The organism is Ignavibacteriales bacterium (assembly GCA_026390795.1).
Taxonomy (GTDB): Bacteria; Bacteroidota; Ignavibacteria; order Ignavibacteriales; family Melioribacteraceae; genus Fen-1258.
The window spans coordinates 92,743-118,357 of sequence record JAPLFG010000003.1 but is presented as its reverse complement, the minus strand read 5'-3'; the positions used below and the strand labels follow the sequence as shown (position 1 = coordinate 118,357).

Below are 25,615 nucleotides of genomic sequence, written 5' to 3'. Positions count from 1 at the left end.
ATGTATGTCATACAAAATTTTTTTCATCATATTATTGTTTGTTTTTAATCCCAAGAAAGATTTTAGTCAAGTAACATTCACATCATCTAACCTCCCGATTGTAGTAATAAATACTCACGGTCAAGATATTCCTGATGACCCAAAGATAACTGCAGATATGGGTATTATTGATAACGGACCTGGATTAAGAAATAATATCACCGATCCTTTCAACGTTTACAATGGAAAAATAGGAATTGAGATTCGAGGTCACAGTTCACAAATGTTTCCCAAGAAACAATACGGAATTGAATTGCGAGATAATTCAGATAACGATATAAAAGCATCACTTCTTGGATTTCCCGAAGAGAGCGATTTTGTGTTGAATGCATCTTATACGGATAAAACTTTTCTGCGTAATGTCATTGCATACAAACTCTCGAACGATCTCGGCAGATATGCTTCACGTACTCATTTTTGCGAGGTTGTTCTAAATGGAGTATATATTGGCATCTATATACTTCAGGAAAAAATCAAGCGTGATAAGAATCGTGTTAATATAAAAAAAATGAGTAACACAGATATAACCGGCGATGCTGTTACGGGCGGTTATATAGTCAAGATAGATCGAGTTGATCCGGGAGATAAATATTGGACCTCTGCATACCCATCAATTTATGGAAGCACAAAATCTCCCGTCACTTATATTCATGAATATCCAAAGGCTGACGATATAGTACCGGCTCAACAAAATTATATTAAGGATTATATAAATAGATTTGAGACGATTATGTATTCGGGCGGTTACAGGGATCCATTTGCAGGCTATTATAATCTTGTTGATATAGATTCTTTCGTGGATTTCTATTTGATTAATGAGTTCTCTAAAAATACAGATGCATATCGGCTCAGTGCCTTTCTATATAAAAACCGGGATAGCGAAGGAGGCAAGTTAGTTATGGGTCCAATTTGGGATTATGATATTTCATTTGGATTAGCTGATTATGATGACGGTTTTAATCCTGCTGGTTGGCAAGCTTATAAACATTACGATGGTCTCTGGAGCAGTCCTTTTTGGACAACAAACTTGATGATCGATCCGGTATTTAAAAACAAACTTGCAAAAAGGTGGAATGAAGTTAAGTATAAAACTTTCAGCATCAGTTCGCTCACTAATTTTATAGAAGAAAATGTTGTACTAACAGTGGAAGCCCGCACACGGAATTTTTCGAAATGGAAAGATCTTTTTAATCCGGCAGTTTATACTTGGCCGAATCAGAATCATTTTACTAACTACGAAGATGAAGTCGCTTACTTAAAGAGCTGGATAAGTGAGCGTACAACCTGGCTCAACAATAATATCTCAGCAAATTATTCCGATGTTGAATGGCTTGCAACGGATCTTTCAAAAGTGAATTTTGAAATCGGTAAAATGATAAAAATTCCTCTCTCCAGCTTTATTAAAAGTAAGATGAATGTTACCTCAATCAATTTTCAAACGCTTGATATAAATTGCAGACCGGAAGTAAAGGGTGATACTCTTTCCATTACAGTTTTGAAGGCGGGCAGCTATTTAATGAAAGGTGTTGGTATGCAAGCATTCGATATTGTTTCTATTTCTCCCGATTACAAAATAGAAGTTACGCCAACTTCGGTAGATGATATGAACTGGGAAATTCCGGAATGCTTCAAATTATTCCAGAATTATCCAAATCCGTTTAATCCTGAAACGGTTATAAGTTATCAACTGCCGGTTACAACGCTGGTTATTCTAAAAGTTTACGATCTGCTTGGTCGTGATGTTGTAACACTTGTGAATGAACTTCAATCGGCCGGTTTGCATAATATCCAATTTTCAAGTCGAGAAAGTAATCTGCCAAGCGGTGTGTATTATTACAAATTAAATACGGGGAAATTTTCTCAATCGAAAAAGATGATATTAGTGAAGTGATTCAAGATTAGGAATGGTGCTCTCAGAACAACATCCTTAAAAATAAATTATCTGACTAAGACCATCTTTTTTACCAAAGTAAATCCTTCGGCGCTCATACGGTAGAAATAAATTCCGCTGCTAACCGGACTACCACTTGAATTGTTGCCATTCCAAACCAAATTGTACTTACCAGCATTCCGGAAAGAGTTCTCTAGAATGTTTACTAACTGTCCTAGGGAATTGTAAATCTCAATTTTAACGTTGCTTGACTTTGGCAAAGTGTATTCAATCTTTGTAGAAGGATTGAAAGGATTCGGATAGTTGTTGCTCAAACTGAAATTAAATGGAAGGTTTTCCTCTTTATCATTTACTGCAGAGGTAATATTATTGAATACTTCAATTTCAAATAGGGAATAGCCCCATTGTGTATCACGCTTAATACCAAGGATGCGCAGGTAACGTGCATCACCTTGAAGGCTGCTCATCTTTTCAAATCCGCCGTTTCCGTTTGTTTGAGCAAAAATTGTTTTCCAATCAGAATTGTTATTTGTATTGGAAGTCTGAACCAAGTATTCTTTTCCATATGCAGTTTCCCAGATTAACTGTATCTCATTAAATTGAACTGGAATTCCGAAATCTATGGTTATCCATTGCTGGTCTGTGGGTTGCGAAGACCAACGAGTGCTGAGATTCCCATCAACCGCTTTACTTCCTTCTAATCCTGTTCCTTCGATAGATGAAACTGTAACTGTTTTATTCAAAGCGAGATTTACAGGCGGTGCATTATAAATTTTAAATGAAACACTTTTTTTATTATTCGTTTCTATCATTTCATTGATTGCATTTTTATCATCTACATATGCTTCGATTGTATTGGTACCAGGTTTGCCTGCAATCCAATAATTGATGTTATTGTCACCGACATTTCCGCAAACAAGCGACATTCCACCTTTGGAGATTGAATCTTGTAATGCAACAGAACGGCTCACAAATTTTCCGTCAACGCTGAAACTCACTTCATGAAACACTGACTTGGGAGAAGGACCGGTTCCTCGATTAACGATTGTTGCGAGAAAAATTACCTTATCTCCTTCAAGAGGAAAGCGGGGAACTGTCATTATGTTCGCAACTTGCAGATCAGGTTTTGGCGGATGAGGTCTGATATCAAGTGATTTGCTGAGACTTAGATTATCAGAAGAACCTCCGACTTTCATATAATATGTTCCCGGATCAATCTCGTAACTTCTGGATTTTTCGCTGTAGATATAAAATTCGTTCGGACCGAGTGTAAATTCTACTGTTTTAGTTTCACCCGGTTCAAGAAATATCTTTTTAAATCCTTTAAGATCTTTGACAAACTTTGTTACAAAAGATACAGGTTCGGAAAGATATAATTGCACTACTTCCTCACCTGCACGTGCACCTGTGTTTTTTACATCTACCGACACCGTCAATTCTTGATCTGTGAAAATATAATTCTCTTGAGAAAATTTTAAATTGCTGTACGCAAAAGTTGTGTAGCTTAAACCGTAACCAAAGGCAAACTGAGGTGTATATTTATTATAATCAAACCAGCGGTAGCCGCCCCCTTTATTATCATCCAAATTATTCAACATTCGGTCAGAAAGCTGCGAGTCATTCATTGGCATTGTAACCGGGAGTTTACCGCTGGGGTTATAATCACCGAATAACACTTGGGCAATTGCGTTACCACCTTCTTGCCCGGGGTAAAATGCATACAGCAACCCTTTGATATGATTGATGAAAGGAGTCGCAGTGCATATTCCTCCGCTTATCAAAACAACAATTACGTTTGGATTTGCTGTTTTAACCCATTGAATAAAATCTTTTTGCTTTCCGGGTAATTCAATTGAACCATTTGCACGGTCTGAGCCTTCTCCTTCTTGGGTTGGGTCTAATCCTCCGAAATAAATAACAACTTCTGCTTGAGCTGCTTTTTGAAGGGCATCTGAGAAGTCACTTGCATACTCACCTGCAATCGTACATCCTTGAGCATATAAAACTTTACTTGTACCAATATAATTTTCAATTCCTTGTCTTGGAGAAACTTTGTAAAACGGATCGACCCAACTGCTGCCGGATGCATCTGTTCTCATTTCATTTGCATTAGGGCCAAGTACAGCAATAGTTTTTATTTTGTTTTTATCCAATGGTAAAATGTTGTCTTGATTTTTTAAAAGTACAATTCCTTTTTTGCCAGCTTCAAGACAAAGGGCTTGATGTGCCGGACTGTTCACATCACTCGGATCACCTTCTGGGTAGTAATCCATTATTCCAGATAAAATTTTTGTACGCAACACCCTTCGAACAGCATCATTAATATTTGTTTCAGTCACTTTTCCGCTGTTGACAAGAGCCAAAAGACCATTCGATTCGTTTGAATAAAGATCGGAACCCATTTCAATATCGCATCCGGCTTTAATTGCATTTTCGGCACTCCATAATGAGCCCCAATCAGATACAACGTAATATGGAAAACCCCATTTGGTTCTTAGAATAGTGCCAAGGAGAGTTGGATTTTCTGCTGCTTTTTGCCCACTAATTTGTCCTGTTAACTGTAATTGATTATAAGAATTCATAATACTCAAAGCACCGCCATTTTGGATCGCCTCACGAAATTGCAAACCGTGATGTTCCAACATCATGCGATTGCTGAGTATATAATTGTTGCTTGTCCTTCCGTCTTGCCTGTATTCTGTATAAAAATGTTTTATAGTTGCAATGGTTGGAGTTGATTGCACACCTTGAACGATCGAGGTATTTATCTTGGCATTGAGATATGGATCTTCGCCGCCCGTTTCAGGAGACCTGCCGTTCCGCGGATCGAGACACAGATCCAGACATGGTCCGAGCATCTGTTGAATTCCTTTTCCGCGAAATTCTTTTCCCATTGCTTCACCTACTTTATAAACCAGATCAACATCCCATGTTGCAGCCAATCCGATTCCTACCGGGAACGAAGTTGCCAAACCGTTTCGTACACCGTGAGGTCCATCCGACATGATGAACCCGGGAATGTTTAAACGTGTGTTATCAGCGGTATTCATTCCTCCTTCTTTGTGAAGCTGCAGGACTTTTTCCTCAAGAGTCATTTTTAAAATGAGGTCTGTTATTCGTTCTTCAAGAGTTTGTGAACAAATAGTTGTGTGGAGTAGAAAGAGAATTAATAATATTATTTTAAAAGTAAACCCATACAATTTATTAATTATTACCATGTCTAGGTATCCAGTAATATTTTGCTTATCAAGTTAGTTTACAAGCAAATTTACAATATTCTTCGGTTATAATTTGCGTTTAGATAGATCTTTATTAGTGATTTTAATCGGTTCATTCTTGATAAATAATGCCATTGCTTCGAGTAAACACCAGGCAGTCCTAAAATACTTAATTCATTAAAATTGTACTTGACAATTAGAATCAGCATTCTTAATATAAAAATGTAATGTAAATGGTTACATTTGATAATCATTCCCCCAAAAAGATTTTAATGCCAACGAGTGTAAATCAGATTATAAAAAGGATAAATGTATTAATTGCTATTCAATAGTAAAATTTTATCGGACAGGCTGAAAAATCCATAATTAGTTGAAGTATTTATTTAAAATCTGAAAGGTATATTATGAAAATGTTGATCACTTTATTCCTTTTAGGATTCATAATGAACTCAGGTTGTCAGTCCCGGGATGTTAAATATTTACCTTATGATAAAACTGATTTTAAGATCACTCAAAAAGAACAGGCATTCCTAAGTACTCTACAATACAAATCATTTCTTTACTTCATTCATGAAATGAATCCGGAGAATGGAATGGTAAAGGACCGCTCACAAGATGGTTCACCTGCAACTATTGCTGCTTTAGGTTTCGCGATTCCGATCTGGGCAATCGGTTCAGAGAAGGGATGGATTACTCGAGATAAGTCGATTCAATTCACTCTTACAATGCTCAATTTATTATTAATTTCGGAACAGAGTACCGAACCATTCGCCACTGGTTATATGGGCTTTTATTATCATTTTCTTGACATGAAAACTGGAAAGCGGTTTTGGAATTGCGAACTTTCATCAATCGATTCCGGGCTTCTTTATTGCGGAATTATTTTTGCAAGACAGTATTACAATGGAGCCGATGAAAAAGAAAAACAGATCAGAGAATTATCAACAAAATTATTAAACCGAGTCGATTGGAAATTTTTTACTATGCCTGATACAGGTAAATATGCCAATACAATTTCACTCGGCTGGGATAAAAAAGAGGGATTCAATAAACTTGGATGGTGGGGTTATACTGAAGCTTTGTTCTTATATGTTATTGCAGCCGGAATGGATATGCCGGGTGCAGAAAAAGGTTATGATACCTGGTTAAAAACTTATCAATGGAGAGAGCCGTATGATCAAAAGCTTGGTCACATCGTATTTCCTTCTTTGTTCATTCATCAGTTCTCATTTCTCTGGCTTGACGGGAAAGGATTGACAGATAAGTACATGCGCAGGAAAGGAATTGATTATTTTGAAAACTCCCGTCGTGCGACATACGTTCAGCGTGAATATGCAATAAGAAATATCAATAAATGGGTAGGATATGATTCGTTGACATGGGGATTGACCGCGTGCGACGGACCGGGAGAGAAATATAATTTCGGCGGAAAGGAATTCTGGACTTATTCAGCGCGCGGAACTTCAGGGCCTGATTCAACATTCGACGATGGAACAATTGCACCCACGGCTGCTGGCGGTTCAATCCCATTCGCTCCTGAAATTGCTATTCCTACATTAATGAACATGTATGATAAATACGGCTCACAAGGACTTTGGGGCAGATATGGATTTCTTGATGCTTTCAATCCAACGTTGAAATGGTACGACAAAGATTATCTTGGACTTGATCAGGGCCCTATAGTAATAATGATTGAGAATTACGAAAATGGATTTGTCTGGAAATATTTTATGAAAGATCCGGTAGTACAGAAAGGATTAACGCGACTCGGTTTCAAAAATAATGAGTAGAATATAATGACATTCCTCTTTTCCAAATCTTTTAAGGAGCTCAATAGTTTTAGAATTTCTTTCAATGGAGAACAGTAATTAATAAATTCATGTACAAATTAGAACAGTCTAAAATATGAGAGTGTATATCAAAAATTATCTGATACTTATCCTTGTTCTACTTTCACTTGCAGTTCAGGTATTCGGTTAATCCAATCTTATTGATGAAATTAAAAATACAAATATGGAGGAAATTAATAAACCGGATTGTATTGAAATAAATAACTCTAATACCATTGGATATAAAAGGAAATGCATTCTTATAGTCGAACCGGAATTAATTAGCTTTATTGTTTATGAATCAATTAATATCAAGTTACTGTTGAAGATGAAAACCCAAAAGCATAAAATAAAAATAGCTCTGATAACTAATTAACGATTAAAAGTTGTCAATGATATTGTAATCGAAATCGAGAGGTCATTGAAATGATTAAAAAAATAGTTTTGAATTGCTCAACAGCATTACTGCTAACAAGTCTTATTTATGCACAAGATATTACGCCTCCATACACTCCACAAAACTTTCAATCAATTTCATATGAATTGCACATTGATCTGATTTGGCGGCCTAATACAGAGACTGATCTTGCCGGATATAAAATATACAATTGGGATGGTGCCACATTTCAGTTGCTCTCTAACGTAAAAAAATATCGGTCATTTTATTGGGAATGGATCGGAGCTACATCTATTGCCGGAAAATATAAAATAAGTGCATACGATCTATCCGGTAATGAATCACCTATGAGTTCTGAAGTTACGACTCTCACTCATCAAATGACCGATACTGAATTTCTTGATATGACTCAACGTGCAACATTTAGATACTTCTGGGATTGGGGTGATCCGAATTCAGGAATAGCGCGTGAGAGATGGCAACCAAATGAAATAGATGTGACAAACACAATCGGCGGCGGCGGGTTTGGAGTCATGGCAATTATAGTCGGTATCGAACGAGGATTCATCACTCGAGATCAAGGTGTTGAAAGGTTGAAAAAGATTGTGAATTTCCTTGCCAATAACATTGAAAAATTTCACGGTGCTTTCCCTCATTGGTTCAACGGAACCACCGGAAAAGTTGTAAAGTTTGGGAATTATCAAGATGGTGGGGATATTGTTGAGACTTCATTCATGATCCAAGGTCTGCTTGCTGCAAGGCAATACTTCAACTTGCAAAATGGCAACGAAGATGAAATCAGAAATTTAATTAAACAAATTTGGGAAGGAATTAATTGGGATTTTTATAGAAACGGTTCAACTGGTTTATACTGGAATTGGTCTCCGACTTATCAGTTTAATATTCCGGAAGGAGGATCTTTCCGTTTTCATGGTTGGAGCGAAACTATGATCACTTATTTTCTTGCGGTTGCTTCACCAACTCATCCAATCTTGAAAGACTTTTATAAAAGTGGATGGGGAACAGATGGAGGTATTAAGTATACTGGTCAACCTAAATACGGTTATCTACTTCAAGTCGGAACAAATTATGGCGGTCCACTTTTCTGGACTCACTATTCATATCTTGGTTTTGATCCTCGGGGTAGACGAGATCTCTATGCAAATTATTTTGTGAATAATTTCAATCAGACAATGATTAACCGTTCTTACTGCATCGAAAATCCGGGACACTTTGCAGGTTATAATGAAAATTGCTGGGGATTAACTGCCAGTAATAGCATTCCGGGTGTGGGTTATTTGGCACATGAACCCGGTTCAAACGATAATGGAACGATTGCACCAACTGCTGCAATAAGTTCGATGCCGTATTTTCTTTATGAAAAAGAAAATTTGGCTCTGAATGCAATTAAACATTTTTACAGAGTTTATGGTAACACACTTTGGGGAGATTTTGGTTTTAAGGATGCGTTCAATGTCAGCAAGTTATGGTTTGACACAGATTATCTTGCAATAGATCAGGGACCAATAATCTGTATGATAGAAAATTACCGCTCTCAGTTATTGTGGAAACTCTTTATGGCTGATGAAGATGTGAAAGCAGTAATTTCAAAAAATGATCCATTCTTTCCTTCAGTTGATCCTTCTGATGTGGGAGATAAAAAAAAAATACCAACTGAATTCAAGCTCGAAGGAAATTTTCCAAACCCATTTAATCCAACGACTATTATCCGCTATCAGTTATCTTCTCTCAGTTATATACAGTTGAAGGTGTATGATACTCTTGGAAGAGAAGTTGCAACACTAGTAAATGAAGAGCAACTAGCCGGTGAACACAACATTACATTTGATACTGCAAAAATATCCAGAGTAAACCAGTTAACATCTGGGATTTATTTTTATAGAATACGAGCCGGTAAATATTCAGCAACAGGGAAAATGGTTCTGCAAAAATGATATGAACAAACTCAACAAATTGGAGGTTCTACCTGGGATTTAATCACTTCTTCCATAATTAAATCAAATTTACTATTACCTGAAATACCTAGAGTTTTTATAGTCTTACAGAAAATCTTGGTGGCATAAAGTCATTTCTGACGACTTTTAATATGAATGTTGGGTCCAAACTCGAAGATTATCTACCATTAAAAGTATTGTTAATTGTTTTAAGATTTGGAAAGGACTAAATTTGTCCCGGATGAAAAATATATTTAGAAATAATACAAAAAAAACAATAGCTCTTATACTCCTTGGGTTTTTTGTTTTTTCGTTTTTGCATTCGGAATTAGGATTTCTTGATTTTGACGGTGATAACCACGGGACACATGACTATTGCCAGATTGTTAAGAATACTAATGCACATTCAAAAATATTACGGGAAGAACTACCCAAACTTGAGCTTAATAAAGATCTCTGCTTTCATTGCTTTGAAGAAATTGAAGCGCAAACAACACAAACTTATTTTGGAACAACGGATCATCATCTAAAAGCCAAAACATTTGCCGATCTATACCTTTTTAACAGCTCCTTTCTGATTTAACCAATCTTTTTTTACTTCGTTAATCTCTTTGCGGGATAAGTGTATTCCGCCTTAAGTGTACAACCAAACAATTATAAATTTTGGAGAGAAAATGTTTAGTAATGCGAAATCCCTCTTAGCGGGAAATAAAATTTTTATTTTGGTCGCTGTCGTGCTTCTGCCAGTTTGCCTTTACGGGCAAGCTGAAATTAAAAAACTCAGTTTGAATGAAGCCATTGAAATAGGATTGAAAAATAATCCGGAAATAAAAAGCGCTATAGAAAATATTTCAGCTTCTAAAGGAAGATTTTGGAGTGGAATATCATTGCCGCAGCCGGAAGTTGGTGTTAGTTATGAATACGCACCGGTAAAAAGCAGTTTAAGTAATTCTAGTGAACGAACTATTGAAGTTCAGCAATCCTTTGAGTTTCCCTCAAATTATTTTTTGAAAGGAAGCAAATTCAGCAAAGAAAAAGAGATTGCAGTTTACAAATTAAATTTGGTTGAACGGAGCGTAATTAACCGGGTAAAGACAGCTTACTACAAAATATTGGCGAAACAATACCAGGTGAAATCTGCAGAGGATAATCTTGCAATCTCGGAAGATTTTTTTAAGAAGGCGGAGATTAGGCAAAATGTTGGCGAAGGAACTAATCTTGAAAGATTGACCGCAAAGGTTCAATACGCCGAGGCGAGAAACAATCTGGAAGTTGTAAAAAATGATTTTACAACTGCATTTGCCGAACTTAATTACGCAGTTGGATTTGGAAAACAAAGTTATGATTCGATTTTTAGTCTAACAGACTCACTGGTTTTCACTGATCATAAAATAAATTCAGAACAGATTTATAAATCATTTGAAGAAACAAATCCGCAGATAAAAATTGCGGAATTAAATTATGGTATAGCATCTGTAGAAAAGGGACTTGCTTGGTCATCACTTCTTCCGAATTTCAATCTTGCATATTTCAAACAAACTCGAGACGGCAATAACGGTTTTTACGGCGCATCTTTTGGAATATCAGTCCCGCTCTGGTTCATGTTCGATCAAAGAGGAAAAATTCAAGAAGCGGTCGCTAATCAATCCATCTCCGAATCCGAACTGCAATTGACAAAAAACGAGATCGCTCTAAAATTAAAAAGCATTTTCATGGATCACGAAAATAATCTGATGCAAGTAAAACTATATGTATATGAAATTCTTCCGCAAGCTGAGGAAATTTATAGAACAGCAATAAAAAGTTATGATGCGGGGGAACTGACTTACCTTGAATATCTGCAAGCGAAACAAACGTTATTAAGCTCGCGGAATAATTATATAAATGCTTTGTTCAATTATTATCAATCGGTATTCCGGATTGAAGAAATAGTCGGGCAAAATATTATTGAAAAATCTGAATTGGAGAAATAAATGAAAACAAATATCAAATTGTTTATTGCCGTAAATGTTTTAGTCTTTGTCCTTTGGGGATGCGGCGCTAAAGAAGAAACTAAAAAAGAAGAAAGTCATAATGAGCAGAACGAAGTTGTTAAACTTTCAGCCGAATCGATTAAACAAATAAAATTGGAAACCGAAACGGTTTCACTTCAGACGTTCACCGGATATCTGACAATTCCGGCAAAAGTAATTACAGTCCAGGATAACGAAGCGCAGATTGGTTCGCTTGTCCAGGGAAGAGTGCATGATGTTTTAGTAAAAATAGGCGACTATGTAAAAGCCGGACAAATATTAATGTATGTGGAGGGGTTAGAGATAGGAGTTGTGAAATCCGGTTATCTTAAAGCAAAAGCTAATTATGATTTTACAAAAGCTGATCTTGATCGTCATAAATTACTTATGGAACAAAATATAGGATCCAAACAATCTTATTATGAAGCTGAGGCGGAATACAAAAAAGCCAAAGCTGAGTTTCAAGCAGAGGATAAAAAAATACATTCAATTGGATTGAGCGATGAAGATGTAACCGAAGCGAATCTGAGTGAAGAACATACATCCGGCACACTGCCGATTAAATCGTCAATCAATGGTATCGTGGTTGAAAGAAATGTTGTTATGGGGCAGTATGTTGACGCAACAACAAATGCCTTCAAAGTAATTAATACAAGTACGGTTTGGGTTGACGGACAGATTTATGAAATGGATTTAACAAAGATAAATCAGAAAACAAATGCATTATTTACATCGGCAACTTATCAGAACGAAAAATTTAACGGAAGAATTATATATATCGGTCAAACTGTGGATGAACAGTCCAGAACAATTACTGTGCGCGGTGAGTTTGATAATGCGAATAACAAATTGAAACCGCAGATGTTTGGTGAATTAAAAATTCCGGTGAGTGCAAATGCAAAAGCAATTATGATTCCTGAAGAAGCAGTTATTAAAGAAGCCGGGCAAGAATTTGTTTTTGTTCAAACAAGCGATACAACCACACCTAGCGGCGGGCAAGCATTCGGACAAAGAAAAGTAATTACCGGAACATCCGTTGGCAGCCGGATTGAAATCAAGGAAGGATTGAAAGAAGGAGAAAAAGTTGTGTCCAAAGGTGTGTTCTATCTAAAGAGCGAATTGAAAAAAGATGAATTGGCGGGAGACTAAACTTATGTTAGAAAAAATAATTTCATTAACACTGAATCAAAAAGGTATGGTAATATTTCTTTCGCTGCTGATCGTTGCTTTCGGATTGTATTCATATTTGACATTGCCGATTGATGCTTTCCCGGATGTAACAAATATACAAGTGGAAGTAGTTAGTCATGCGGATGGACTTTCCGCAATTGAGATTGAGCGGAATGTAACTTACCCAATTGAGATGGCAATGCGCGGTTTGCCGGATGTAGAACAAATGCGTTCGGTTACAAAGTTCGGGCTTTCAATAGTAACAATAGTATTTAAAGATGATGTTGATATTTATTTTGCACGTCAACTTGTATTTGAGCGGTTGGGCGAGGCAAAGGAAAGTGTTCCTAAAGGTGTTGAAGTTTCTATGGGACCAATCGCAACCGCGATGGGAGAGATATATCAATATACTCTTGAAGGGAAGATGCCGAGCGATTCGCTGGCAAAGATTTCCTACTTAACAAACTTGAGAACAATTCAAGAGTGGATTGTAACACCTCAACTAAAAAGTGTTGCCGGAGTAAATGAAATAAATTCTTTCGGCGGTTACTTTAAAGAGTATCAAGTGATTGTATCGCCGGAAAAACTTTTGAAGTATTCCATAACAGCAGATGATGTTTATAGAGCAATTGAGAACAACAATCAAAATGTTGGTGGAAACATTCTTGAAAGAAATTCCGATCAATACATAGTTCGCGGAGTTGGTTTGATTAAAACCATCAACGATATAGAAAATATTGTGCTGAAATCACACGAAGGAACACCGACTTATATAAAAGATGTTGCCCAGGTAAAGATTGGTGAAGCTGTGAGAATGGGAGCCGCAATGATAAACGGCAAAAATGAAGCCGTTGGCGGAATTGCAATGATGCTGCGTGGCGAAAATAGCCGTGAGGTTGTCAAACGTGTGGAAGAAAAAGTTAGAGAAATAAATGAGAATAATATCCTTCCGGATGGTATTAAAATAATCCCTTATTACGATAGAAGCGAAATTATAAACGCAAGTGTCAATACAATGAATAAAGCTTTGATTGAAGGTGCAATACTTGTTCTAATAGTATTGTATTTTTTCTTGAGAAGTTTCAGAGGCAGTTTTGTTGTGCTTCTTGCTTTACCTCTTTCGTTACTATCTACATTTATTGTGATGAAACTTGTAGGACTTAGTGCGAATTTAATGTCGCTCGGCGGACTTGCGATTTCAATTGGGATGATAATAGACGCTACAATTATTCAAGTAGAAAATGTACAGAGGCATTTAGGCGAAGGAGAAAATGATCATCCTAAGTTATTAACGGTTCTTAAAGCAGTTCTTGAAGTTAGAAAACCAAGTATCTTCGGTGAATTAATCATTGCAATAACATTTATACCGATTCTTTCGCTGCAAGGAATTGAAGGGAAGATGTTTGGTCCGCTTGCCAAGACTGTTGCCATCGCGCTTCTTTCGTCAATGTTTCTTTCAATTTTTGTTATTCCGGTTCTTTGTTCGGTGTTCTTGAAGTCACAGCCGGAAAAAGAAAGTGTAATTATGAAGTATGCAACGAAAATTTATTTACCGCTTTTAGAATATGTGATGAAGAAGAAAATAGAATTGTTGAGTATAGCCGGATTTTTCTTGATTGCTGCTTTGTTTCTTTTCACAAAATTGGGGACTGAATTTATACCGATTATGGATGAAGGCGCGTTCGATATGGATGTTGCCTTGCTTCCAGGAGTTTCACTTTCAAAGGCTATGGAAGTAAATCAACTTGCCGCGCAAAAGATGAAAGAGTTTGACGAACTCGATGTAGTTGTATCAAAAACCGGTCAAACCGGTATTGCAATGGATACAAGAGGAGCGGATAAAACCGGTTACACAGGAATATTAAAACCAAAAAGTGATTGGAAGCGAAATATTTCAAAAGAAGAATTGACTAATGAAATGCGTGCTTCGCTGGAAGAGATACCGGGAATTGGATTTGGATTTAGCCAGCCGATACAATGCAGAATTGATGAACTTATTGCCGGAACAAAAGCGCAATTGATTCTAAAACTTTTTGGTGATGATATAGACTTGCTAAAAAACAAATCGGATGAAATTGCAAAAATTCTTTCTTCCGTTAAAGGTGGAACTGATTTGATGACAGAAAAGGTTTCCGGGCAACCATACTTAACTGTGAACATAGATAGAAATAAAATTGCGCGGTATGGGTTAAACATAAGCGATGTTCAGAATGTAATTGAAATAGCTGTTGCCGGAAAATCTGCTTCTAAATTTTATGAAGAGAATAGGAATTTTGATATAACTGTTCGTCTGCCTGAAGAAAAAAGAAACTCTATTGAAGCGATTGAGAATATATTAGTCCCGGCAAAATCGGGAATGAATATTCCGCTAGCACAATTAGCAGATATATCTATGATCGAAGGACCCGTTCAGATTAGCCGTCAAGATGGAATTAGAAGAATAGGCATTGAAATGAATGTTAGCGGGAGAGACATAGGCGGTTTTGTTGCTGAGGCAAAACAGAAAATAAAAGAGAACGTACAACTCCCGGCGGGTTATTATTTAACATGGGGCGGACAATTTGAGAATCAGCAAAGAGCAATGAATAAACTAATGATCATTGGACCAATTGCAATAGGTTTAATACTGCTACTCTTATTCATTACGTTCAGATCTGTCCGCTTGTCTGTGTTAGTAATATCCAATCTTCCATTTGCATTAATTGGCGGAGTCTTTTCGCTCTACATCTCCGGATTATATTTATCTGTTCCGGCTTCGGTTGGATTTATAGTTTTGTTCGGTGTTGCCGTATTAAATGGAGTTGTTTTAGTCTCGAGAATTTCTCAACTGAGAGATGAAGGAATTGAATTACGCGAGGCAATCAGAATAGGAAGTCTTAACAGATTACGCCCGGTTTTAATGACTGCCTCAATAGCAATTTTTAGTTTGATGCCTATGTTGTTTGCCAGCGGAACCGGATCGGAAATCCAGAAACCGCTTGCAACCGTGGTTATCGGCGGCTTGATCACTTCAACCTTTCTAACAATGTTAATCATTCCATCAATTTATAGTTGGTTCGAAAAGAGAAAAGTTGAAGCGGAAGTGTAAATAATGTATTCCGCTATATATTACTAGGATGTAAGTCGGACTTTATAATTATTTTGTTGATAATGTTGTAGAATTAGCAAAGTTAGAACGAATGAAAGATGAAAAAATGCAGTATAGTGCCACATAAGGAATCCCGAAATATTTGTAAATCGGAAAAATGAAATGGTTAGTATAAATTGTGGATTAATTACATCTTGTAAGAAGAGCTCATTCCAAAAATTTAATATATATAAAACGGAATCGTAGAAAACTTAGATGTCCACACTGGAAAACCATTCCGCGATCAATCGAATGCTTGTATTGCCAGAATATTCCTGGCTTTATTGAGTAAATATTTTGACTAACTTTTTTAATTTGAAAATATTTTTTTTGTTTTTATTTCTCAATTGGTCACAACAATTAATTGGGCAATGTCTAAAATTACCAGTTAGATATTTTGAGAAACTCATTAAAGTTAATAAGTTTATGTAAATTCATTTATTAGGTTTAGACACGGTGCTTTTATTTAAACAAATTTTAAAATTGTAAATATTCTGAAAGTCACAACTCATAAAATGAAAATAGATGGAACCTAAAAAACAAAATTCTATTGAAATAATAAGAATTCCTTTTGAGCAAATGATGAAGGAATTCGAACGCATCCTTCGTAAATATTATTTCACAGAAGAGAAATCAAAAATTTTAGCAAGAATTTTTACAGAGAGTAGTTTAGATGGAATTTATACTCATGGGGTAAACAGATTTTACGAGTTTATAATATTCGTTAATCAAAAATGTATTTTCGTTCATGCAGAGCCTGAAAAAATAAATAGCATTGGCGCTGTGGAGCAGTTTAATGGAAATCTAGGTCCCGGTCCTCTTAATGCATTGAAATGCACAGACCGATCGATGGAACTCGCAAAGGAATTTGGAATCGGTTGCGTTGCTTTATCTAACACAAATCATTGGATGCGTGGCGGCACTTACGGATGGCGAGCGGCCAAGGCAGGATTTGTTTTTATCGGTTGGACAAATACAACTGGTATTATGCCCGCCTGGGGTGCTGTCGATTCCCGATTAGGAAACAATCCTATTGTCTTTGGTGTACCGTTCAACAATGAAGCTATTGTTATCGATATGGCTTTATCGCAATTCTCTTATGGTAAATTAGAAATTGCAAAAATGAAAGGAGAACCTCTCGGTGTACCAGGCGGTTATAACAAAGATGGAATACTCACAATGAATGCCGATGAAATTCTTGAATCAAAACGCCCGCTGCCGATCGGATATTGGAAAGGCGCAGGATTATCATTACTGCTAGATTTACTGGCAACAGTTTTATCGGGAGGATATTCAACTCATGAAATTAGCAAACACAAATATGAACATGGCATCTCTCAGGTCTTTATTACAATAGATCTCTCAAAGCTTGGTGTCAATTCGGCTATTACAAATACTATCGATCAAATAATAGATGATTACCACAACTCCACCCGCGATTCTGAATCATTAGCAATTCTCTATCCCGGAGAGCGCGTGCTTAAAACTCGTAATGAAAATTTATTGAATGGTATTCCAGTCAATAGAATTATCTGGGATAAGATTCTGACGCTCTAATTAGATAGGTTGCTAAATAATTCTGAAAGTACCATATCCAAAATCCGGCGCAAAAAAATAATTCGCAAATTAGTCTTACACCTTGACCGGTTATTATATGGAATTACAAAAAATAACCTAATCTTTCTCCGGATGTCTAAACTTCATTTTTGACCTCTGACGGGGTAGCAATAAAAGATTGATTATAAATCGTAATCAAGTTTTTTTTAACACACCATCAGCAATAAATACTCCTTTATAAGTTCATTTTAAAACTCTAATTCTATTTTAGCTGTCGGAACATTCTAAAAATATTTCTTGACATTTAAGAATACGTGTTTTAAGTTTAGACACGGTGTCTATATGTCAAACATTTTTTAATTCTTAAAATGACGGGCTGCAAAAATGCCAAAAGCTAAAAATGCCAAGTATAGTGTCCCTAACCTTGAAAGAGCTCTTAAGATTTTAGAATTACTTTCGAAGTACTCCGCAGGATTGACAACAGCTCAAATTTGTGAAAAATTAAAATACCCTCGTAATAGTGTCTTCAGAATTACCTCAACACTACAAAACAATGAATATCTAATACGTAATGAAGAAACAAAGGAATTTCAACTCACACTTAAACTTTTAAATATGGGTTATGCGGCAATTGGTGATGAGACACTTATTGAAAAGGCCTTACCAATTATGAGAGAATTACGAGACAAAATTGGAGAAACTGTTCCGCTAGGTATTTTACATGGGGATGAAGGCATTGTGATAGAGGAGGTGCCTGGTGCGCATTCTTTTAGATTCGTATTAGAACCCGGGAAAAAATTTAATCTGCATACTGCAGCTCCGGCAAAGGCGATATTAGCTTTTCTTCCAAATTCCGATCTGGAATCAAAAACATCTAAAATTAATTTTGAAAAATTTACGGATCGAACTATTACAAATCTAAAAGATTACAAGGTTTGTTTAGAAAAAGTACGAAACTGTGGTTATGCAATTGATTATGCTGAAGAAATAGAAGGTATGCATTGTATATCGGCACCAATCTTTAACAGAAAAGGATTTCCGATTGCAGCCATATGGATTACCGGTCCTTCAAGAAGAATAAGTTCAACTGATTTTGATAAGATTGGCGAAGAAGTAAAAAAACATGCACTTAGTATATCGAAAAGTTTTGGATATGGGCTAATAAAATCCGTCCCAAAATAATTTGAAGAGTAAATAACAATTTCGGTTGCGGTTATGCATATAATGATTTTATGGTGATCCTCAATCAAAATAAATAACAAGTAAGATTATTAAAGATAAGGAGGATAAATGTCACAAAAATTAAAAAGAGTTTTTTCCACTCTCATCACAATCATATTTTTATTCCCAGTTTACAATATCCATAATGCGCAATCAATATTATTATCTCCCGATTCATTATATGTGGGCCAAATTCCAGTTAATAGCAAGGCAGTGAGACAACTAACTATAACGAATATTGATTCTCATGATCTTACAATTAGCGCTATTAATTTTTCAAATACAAATGGTTTTCGTCTTCTTAACAATCCCGGGACAAAAACTTTAAAATTTTTAGATAATTTCATTTTGGATGTCGAATTTTCTCCAGCTAGTAGCGGACACTTTGAGTCTCTACTTTCAATTATAAGCAATGCAAAATCTGGCCAATCCAATGTGTTGTTGAAGGGTGTAGGTATGCAAAGTTCAAAGACTACGTTTGAGAGAATCTTTACAGATCTATATGGAGGAATAAGTTCTATAGCCCCGACAAGTGATGGCGGATATATAATGGGTGGTTCGGCTCAATCACCAAGTGAATTTTATTCTAGTTTTTACCTAGTAAAGACTAATAGTCTCGGTGAATTTTTATGGTCGAAATCATATTCATACGGCAGCTTTAATGGAAATAATAGTGTTGTCCAAATTTTACAAATATCTGGTGGTGGATATATACTTTTAGGAAAAACTAGCAGTTCGGGTTCAACAGGAGTAGATGTTTATTTATCAAAATTAGATTCAAGCGGGAATATTATATGGGAAAAAACATATGGCGGAAATTTTGATGATAATGCTGCATCTATAATAACTATTTCTGATGGTTATATGATCGCCGGATCGACAATGAGCTATGGAGATGGAAGTTCGGACATATATGTTATTAAAGTTGATAATTCCGGAAATGAAATTTGGCATCATAATTACGGCGGCTCGGGCGGTGATACAGGCTCTCAAATCATTTCGACTCAAGATGGAAACTTTGCTATTGTTGGAACAACTTCAAGTTTTGGAGCGCACGGTGCTTTTGATATTTACTTGCTCAAAATTGACGGTAGCGGAAATAAAATTTGGGATAAACTTTACGGTGGCAGCGATTGGGATGAAGGCAATAGTGTTGCCGAACTTTCAGATGGAAGTCTTGCAATTGCCGGTTTTGCAATTGGTTTTGGTGCAGGTGCAAGAGATATGTTCTTGGTTAAAACAGATGCAAGTGGTGTTGAACAATGGCATAAAGCATTCGGCGGAATATACCAAGATAATGCTTTGAAAGTAGTAACTACTTCTGATGGTATAGTTATGGGCGGCACCAAAACAATTAGTATAAAAAATAATACCACAAATACAAATAGTAATATTGATCTTCTAGTAATTAAAACAGATTTGAATGGAAACTTAGTCTGGCAATCTCAATTTGGGGGATTTCAAGACGAAGGTTTCTCCGACATGATCAAAAATACGGATGGTAATTTTGTTATTGCAGGTTCAACCAGCAGTTACTCCGGAAATTATTTCTTGAATATAAATCCTCAAGGACAAATTACAAGTATAAAAGAAGAACTTGGTCAAAACTTGCCGTCAGATTTTCAATTATTTACAAATTACCCAAATCCTTTTAATAATCAGACACTAATTTCATTTCAAATACCTGAACAAAGTTCTGTTGAGCTTAGTGTTTACAATATTGTTGGACAGAAAATAACAACTCTTATTAATGGTGTAAAACCTGCAGGCAAATATAGTATTGGATTTAATGCAGCTGAATTTACTAGTGGTGTTTATTTCTATCAATTAAAAACAAGATTTGGAATTAAAACTCAAAAGATGGTATTACTCAAATAACAAGTTAAAAAATATTTAAAGAGGTAAAATGAACAAAATATGTACATGTTTTCTGTAATTAAAATTACAAATCCAAAAGAGGAGCGAAAATGTCAAAAATATTTAAACCTATTTCAAGTTTCTCGGTCGTATTGCTGCTATTGTTTTTCAACACATCTTACTATGCGCAATCTACCGGTTTAATTTCCGGCCGTGTTGTAGATTCAGAAACAGGCGAATATCTGCCTGGGGCCAGTGTGATACTTCAGGGAACAAATATTGGAACTGCGACTGATCTTCAAGGTCTTTTCAGAATTGCCAATATCCCCATCGGCAAGCATACTGTACAAATAAAATATATGGGTTACGAATCTTTCTCAACCGAAGCAGTTGTAAAGGCCGAGTCAATCACGAATCTTAATGTTAAGCTTAAAGTTAGCTATGTCAAGATGAATGATGTGGTTGTTTCTGGATTAAGGCAGGGTGCAACAAAAGCTCTTAGTGTTCAACGTGAGTCCGATAATATTAAAAACGTTCTATCTAAAGAACAAATTGAAAATTACCCTGATCAAAATGCTGCTGAAGTATTACAGAGAGTGCCGGGAGTTTATATATCAAGATCCGGCGGAGATGGTCGTTTTGTATTAATACGCGGTACGGATCCACGTTTAAGTAGTGTTACTGTAAATGGTGATCCTTTAGCGACAAATCGTAATCAACAAAGATATTCTCAAATGGATATCATAGGGTCAAGTCAGATAGCATATTTAGAAGTTAATAAAACTATGACGCCTGATATGGATGCTAATTCCATCGGAGGTTCAGTTAATATTATTTCACGTAGTGCATTCGATTATCCGGGTACAAGTTTAAAAGTTGGTGCTAATAGCGGATATGCTAATTTAGACAGAACCCCTTTATGGGGAGGTAGTGTAAATTATAGTACACGATTAGGTGAAGATAATAATATTGGTATAGCGTTGAATGTAAATTGGGATCAAAAAAATCGTGGCGTAAATCAAATTGAATCCGCTTGGGGTCCTAAAACAGATGTAAATAAAAACATTATTCCTTATGCATTAACAGAAGTGAATCTTGAAGATGTACAGCTTTTGCGTAATAGATATGGTATCGGCGGAAGTATCGAGTATCGCTTTGATAATTACAATAAAATTTATGCAAAGCTATTGTGGAGTGAGTTCGACGACGGGTACAACAGAAGCCGTACACGTCTTCGCGTTGATAGAGGAACTTACTTAAACCAAGATGGTACGCTTATCCAAAATGCACAAATTGTGCGAGAAAGTAAATCGCATATTGAAAAGCAACTTCAAAATAATTTGAGTTTAGGCGGTGAGAATCATTTTGGTGACCTAGCCTTGGACTATAACCTAGCTTACAGTATTGGACGTACAAATACGTTTCCAGATGTTGTGTCAACCTGGACTCATTCATCTAAATTCAATCTGGCTCTTGATTTATCAAATACACTTTATCCAAAATGGAATGTAACAAATCTAGACCAATCAGTTCAAAATGATCCTACAAAATATGGGTCACCGAGTTTTGACTATCGCGATTTCAATGCTTCCAATTCATATACAGTTGGCGGGTTGAACGCCTCATTACCCTATGATTTCTTTGGCTTTTTCGCGACTGTAAAAGCGGGAATGAAGTATACTCATTCATATAAAGATAATGGCGACACACATTTTAGTTACTCCTGGAAAGGAACTACCCCTCTCACGATGGCCAATTTCCTTTCAAGTCGAAATCCAAATGATTTTCTAGCGGGAAATTATGTTTTCGGTCCAGAAGCTGACTACCCTGCAGTCAAGGATTTCGTGAATCAAAATTTATATAATAGTGCAATTTTCCCAGCAACAGAAAATGTTTGGGACGCATTAGGACAGACATATCAAGTTAGAGAAAATGTTATGGCATATTACTTAATGACTGATGTTAAATTCGGCGATCTTTCAGTACTCGCAGGATTCCGACATGAATTCATTAGTGACAGCCAGGATGGCTATAAGTTAGTTTTTGATAGCAAAGGAAATTTTTCTAGCATTTCTCCTATAAGCTCCACTTTAAACTATAGTGATCTTTTCCCAATGATCCATTTCAACTATAATATTAGTGAAATGACAAAGGCTCGGTTTGCAGTAACCAGAACTACATCCCGTCCTAATTATTGGGATTTAGTACCATATTTTTATATACAGGATAAAGGTCTTAGCATAAGAGCTGGAAATTCCAATCTTAAACCAACCTATTCCTATAACTTTGATTTTAGTGCTGAACACTATTTCAGTGGAATTGGTATTGCATCTGTTGGTCTATTCTATAAATCGCTAAAGGATATTTCTTATCAAAGCACAACGTTACTTCAAAGCGGAACTTATGCAGGTTATTCTCTACAAACAACAGTGAATGGTGGAAGTTCTGACTTATACGGTGTAGAACTAAACTGGCAGCAAGAATTAACATTCTTGTCAGATTTCTTTTCAGGCTTTGGAATTTATGCTAATTACTGTCATACCTGGGCAAAAGCAAATTTAGTCGGTCGTGAGGGATTTTTACCCGGTCAAGCCGGCGATATTACTAACGTTGCTTTAGCTTATGAAAATGGCGGATTCAAAGCCAGAGTAAGTTATCAGTATCAAGGAAAATTTATTACCGCAGTTGGTATCAATGAAAACTTTGATTATTACGTTGCCTCACATGGTGGAGTTGATTTCACAGCCTCTCAGAAATTATTTAAAGGATTTGACTTGTTTATGGATGTAACCAACATCAACAATGCCCTTGATCAAGTATATATGGGAGATCCTAGTCGTCCAACCAATATACAAATGTTTTCATGGTACTCTCGTGCCGGTATCAAGTATAGTCTAGATTAATTCATAATAATAATTGTGGGCAACATATTTCTGTTGCCCACTTTAATCAACCATTTCAAATAAAAGAGCTGATAGGTCGATAAGATGAGAAAACAAAAATTATATCATGGTGTAATAGCCCCGATGGTAACGCCTGTAACAGAGACCGGAGAGATACATGCTGGTTCGGTAGAAAAACTAGTTGACTATGTAATTCAAGCAGGAAATTTTCCATTCATTCTTGGTACAACGGGTGAAATAGCATCAAACTCGCTTGCCAACCGAGATGAACTTGTAAAGCTAACTGCAAAATTTGTAAATGGAAGAAAAATATTATATGCCGGCATCACAGATAATTGCATTGCCAATACAATAAATACTGCAAATAAATATGCAGATTTTGGCGCTAATGCATTTGTCGTTCATCTCCCTTATTTCTTTCCATTGACAAGCGACTTGATGTTAAAGTATTATGAAACGATAGCAGAGAATTCTCCATTACCGATTGTTATCTATAATATAACGTCTATTACACATATGTCGATACCAATCGATGTAATTGAAAAACTTAGTACACATCCTAACATCGTTGGGTTGAAGGATTCTGAACGTGATTACGACCGTGTGGAAAAATTAGCAAAACTGTTTAAGGACAGAGAAGATTTTTCATTATTTATTGGTTGGACTAACAAATCAAGCCAGGCATTGTTGCTCGGTTTTGATGGAATAATTCCAAACACTTCAAATGTAACTCCTGCATTATTTCAATCACTTTATGAATCCGCATTTAAAGGTGACGAGCAAGAGGCGATGAAATTTCAAGATAAAGCGGAAGGACTTTCCAAACTTGTGCAGAACAATAAAACTATGGTAAGAACTATTCCAGAATTAAAGGCAATAATGAATCACTTAGGCATATGTACTCCCTATGTATTACCGCCTTTGGTTCATCTAACTGAAAATGAAAATAAAGAACTAATTAAAAATTATAAAAATCTGGGTTTGTAATTACTGGAGGAAGAATGTGGCGATCATTTGGATTGTTTTTTTCATTAATGATTTTGTTTGCTATCGGAATAAAAGGACAAAAATGCGGTGAACCGATTAAACTTAATAAAGGCCCTCAATTATTTATAGATGATTATTTGATTGCCGACCAATCATTTTTACTTAGGACAGTAAATAATCCTCAAAAACTTTCCAATCCAATATTAGTGGGTGGACTGAAAAATGATTTAGTGTGGCAGCCATATCTTAGTGTTCTTCGCGATCCAGATTCCGGTATGTTTCGTCTTTGGTACAACACACCGGTGGATACATCTGAAGTCTCACGATGCCACATAGGTTATATGGAATCGAAAGATGGAATTAATTGGATTCGTCCGCCTCGCATATTGAAAGATCCGCATGAAATTCAATTTGGTGTTAAAGTTTTAGATTTGGGAAAAAATTATTCTGACAAAGAAAAACGTTTTGTACTAGCAACATATCTTAAACCTGGTTATCGAGTTTCTACATCTCCTGATGGTTATAGTTGGACACCCATTTCTGATAAGCCTGTTTTTTTACATAACCATGATATCACATCATTGTTCTGGGACCCAATTAGAAAACAATTTTTAGCGACTGTTTCACATCGACAGAGAGGATTTGGTGATCCATCTCTTCCTAAGGTTGATGATATAAGAAGAATACCGCATGAAACAGTTAGTAAGGATTTGATTAATTGGGAAACAATATGGCCGATCATTACACCTAAGATTGGTGTACCACTCGAAGTTGGAGAAACTCAGTTTTATTCTATGTCTGGTATTATTGAGCGTGGTGATTTATTAATCGGACTAGTAAAAGTTTTGCGAGATGACTTGAATGCAACTTACGGTAAAAGTGCAAAAGAGATGGGTGATAAGGACAGAAAAGCTGCTGGAATCGGCTATACAGTTTTAGCCTGGAGTAGAGACGGACGAACATGGGAAAGAGATTATGAACCTTTCATACCAAATAATCCCATACCTGGAACATTCGACCATGCTATGGCATGGGGTGATGAACAAATAATCGTTGGTGATGAGACATATGTTTATTACGGAGGATATGAAAGCGGGCATAAAGTAAATCGTTTTAATGAAAGACATATCGGTTTTGCTAAAATGCTAATAGATAGATATGTGAGCAGAGATGCAGACTTGAATACAGGAACATTGATTACAAAACCGTTAATCATCAATGCCGAATCTCTTACTGTCAATGCTAAGGTAAAAGGGGAATTTCGTCTCCGGTTGCTCGATATAAATCGTGAGCCTATAAAAGGTTTTGATTGGGTAGAGTTAAAAGGAGATTCGGTTGAACATAAAGTAGAATGGGCAAAAAAAATAGACTCACTTGCCGGTACACCAGTTTGCATCGAGTTTCAACTTAAGAACGCACAGTTATTCGGTTTCTATTTGCACTAACAGAATT

At 36.2% G+C, this 25,615-nt stretch carries 14 protein-coding genes; 13 read left to right on the top strand and 1 reads right to left on the bottom strand.

The window, feature by feature from the left end:
- The first annotated feature begins 4 nt into the window (after positions 1 to 4).
- Positions 5 to 1,930, top strand: coding sequence for a CotH kinase family protein (locus NTX65_04055; protein ID MCX6168489.1), 1,926 nt, complete (start codon positions 5 to 7; stop codon positions 1,928 to 1,930).
- Positions 1,931 to 1,977: 47 nt separating this feature from the next.
- Here the strand turns inward: NTX65_04055 and NTX65_04050 are convergent, their stop codons facing one another.
- Entirely contained in the window at positions 1,978 to 5,148 is a 3,171-nt protein-coding gene (locus tag NTX65_04050; protein MCX6168488.1) for a glycoside hydrolase family 3 C-terminal domain-containing protein, read from the bottom strand.
- Positions 5,149 to 5,591: 443 nt separating this feature from the next.
- Here NTX65_04050 and NTX65_04045 point away from each other — a divergent pair, with 443 nt between their 5' ends.
- The 12 genes from NTX65_04045 to NTX65_03990 all read left to right on the top strand — a co-directional run bounded on the left by NTX65_04045 (position 5,592) and on the right by NTX65_03990 (position 25,608).
- The gene (locus NTX65_04045) at positions 5,592 to 6,938 is read left to right on the top strand and encodes a hypothetical protein (GenBank protein ID MCX6168487.1); all 1,347 of its coding nucleotides are present in this window, start codon (positions 5,592 to 5,594) and stop codon (positions 6,936 to 6,938) included.
- Between the two features lie 465 nt (positions 6,939 to 7,403).
- Entirely contained in the window at positions 7,404 to 9,329 is a 1,926-nt protein-coding gene (locus NTX65_04040; GenBank protein MCX6168486.1) for a T9SS type A sorting domain-containing protein, read from the top strand.
- A 241-nt stretch (positions 9,330 to 9,570) separates the two neighbouring features.
- On the top strand, positions 9,571 to 9,912 hold the full coding sequence (locus NTX65_04035) for a hypothetical protein (protein MCX6168485.1): 342 nt from the start codon (positions 9,571 to 9,573) through the stop codon (positions 9,910 to 9,912).
- A gap of 91 nt (positions 9,913 to 10,003) precedes the next feature.
- Positions 10,004 to 11,302 (top strand): TolC family protein, encoded by a 1,299-nt coding sequence (locus NTX65_04030; GenBank protein MCX6168484.1) that lies wholly within the window; start codon positions 10,004 to 10,006, stop codon positions 11,300 to 11,302.
- The gene (locus NTX65_04025; GenBank protein ID MCX6168483.1) at positions 11,303 to 12,490 is read left to right on the top strand and encodes an efflux RND transporter periplasmic adaptor subunit; all 1,188 of its coding nucleotides are present in this window, start codon (positions 11,303 to 11,305) and stop codon (positions 12,488 to 12,490) included.
- Positions 12,491 to 12,494: 4 nt separating this feature from the next.
- A complete protein-coding gene (locus tag NTX65_04020) occupies positions 12,495 to 15,599 on the top strand; it encodes a CusA/CzcA family heavy metal efflux RND transporter (GenBank protein ID MCX6168482.1) in 3,105 nt (1,034 codons plus the stop codon).
- A gap of 564 nt (positions 15,600 to 16,163) precedes the next feature.
- Positions 16,164 to 17,195, top strand: coding sequence for a 3-dehydro-L-gulonate 2-dehydrogenase (yiaK, locus tag NTX65_04015; protein MCX6168481.1), 1,032 nt, complete (start codon positions 16,164 to 16,166; stop codon positions 17,193 to 17,195).
- A 384-nt stretch (positions 17,196 to 17,579) separates the two neighbouring features.
- Positions 17,580 to 18,377 (top strand): IclR family transcriptional regulator, encoded by a 798-nt coding sequence (locus tag NTX65_04010; GenBank protein MCX6168480.1) that lies wholly within the window; start codon positions 17,580 to 17,582, stop codon positions 18,375 to 18,377.
- A gap of 108 nt (positions 18,378 to 18,485) precedes the next feature.
- Positions 18,486 to 20,294: a T9SS type A sorting domain-containing protein gene (locus tag NTX65_04005; GenBank protein ID MCX6168479.1), complete on the top strand. Its 1,809-nt coding sequence runs from the start codon at positions 18,486 to 18,488 to the stop codon at positions 20,292 to 20,294.
- An 89-nt stretch (positions 20,295 to 20,383) separates the two neighbouring features.
- A complete protein-coding gene (locus tag NTX65_04000) occupies positions 20,384 to 23,176 on the top strand; it encodes a TonB-dependent receptor (GenBank protein ID MCX6168478.1) in 2,793 nt (930 codons plus the stop codon).
- A gap of 84 nt (positions 23,177 to 23,260) precedes the next feature.
- Positions 23,261 to 24,163: a dihydrodipicolinate synthase family protein gene (locus NTX65_03995; protein ID MCX6168477.1), complete on the top strand. Its 903-nt coding sequence runs from the start codon at positions 23,261 to 23,263 to the stop codon at positions 24,161 to 24,163.
- Between the two features lie 14 nt (positions 24,164 to 24,177).
- A complete protein-coding gene (locus tag NTX65_03990; protein MCX6168476.1) occupies positions 24,178 to 25,608 on the top strand; it encodes a hypothetical protein in 1,431 nt (476 codons plus the stop codon).
- The last annotated feature ends 7 nt before the right edge of the window (positions 25,609 to 25,615 follow it).

Excerpts from the sequence above, each read along its gene's own strand:
- NTX65_04030 (MCX6168484.1), top strand. The coding sequence starts at position 10,004 with ATGTTTAGTAATGCGAAATCCCTCTTAGCGGGAAATAAAATTTTTATT.
- yiaK (MCX6168481.1), top strand. The coding sequence starts at position 16,164 with ATGGAACCTAAAAAACAAAATTCTATTGAAATAATAAGAATTCCTTTT.
- NTX65_03990 (MCX6168476.1), top strand. The coding sequence starts at position 24,178 with ATGTGGCGATCATTTGGATTGTTTTTTTCATTAATGATTTTGTTTGCT.
- NTX65_04000 (MCX6168478.1), top strand. The coding sequence starts at position 20,384 with ATGTCAAAAATATTTAAACCTATTTCAAGTTTCTCGGTCGTATTGCTG.
- NTX65_04005 (MCX6168479.1), top strand. The coding sequence starts at position 18,486 with ATGTCACAAAAATTAAAAAGAGTTTTTTCCACTCTCATCACAATCATA.
- NTX65_04045 (MCX6168487.1), top strand. The coding sequence starts at position 5,592 with ATGAACTCAGGTTGTCAGTCCCGGGATGTTAAATATTTACCTTATGAT.
- NTX65_03995 (MCX6168477.1), top strand. The coding sequence starts at position 23,261 with ATGAGAAAACAAAAATTATATCATGGTGTAATAGCCCCGATGGTAACG.
- NTX65_04020 (MCX6168482.1), top strand. The coding sequence starts at position 12,495 with ATGTTAGAAAAAATAATTTCATTAACACTGAATCAAAAAGGTATGGTA.
- NTX65_04040 (MCX6168486.1), top strand. The coding sequence starts at position 7,404 with ATGATTAAAAAAATAGTTTTGAATTGCTCAACAGCATTACTGCTAACA.
- NTX65_04035 (MCX6168485.1), top strand. The coding sequence starts at position 9,571 with ATGAAAAATATATTTAGAAATAATACAAAAAAAACAATAGCTCTTATA.
- NTX65_04010 (MCX6168480.1), top strand. The coding sequence starts at position 17,580 with ATGCCAAAAGCTAAAAATGCCAAGTATAGTGTCCCTAACCTTGAAAGA.
- NTX65_04055 (MCX6168489.1), top strand. The coding sequence starts at position 5 with ATGTCATACAAAATTTTTTTCATCATATTATTGTTTGTTTTTAATCCC.
- NTX65_04025 (MCX6168483.1), top strand. The coding sequence starts at position 11,303 with ATGAAAACAAATATCAAATTGTTTATTGCCGTAAATGTTTTAGTCTTT.
- NTX65_04050 (MCX6168488.1), bottom strand. The coding sequence starts at position 5,148 with ATGGTAATAATTAATAAATTGTATGGGTTTACTTTTAAAATAATATTA.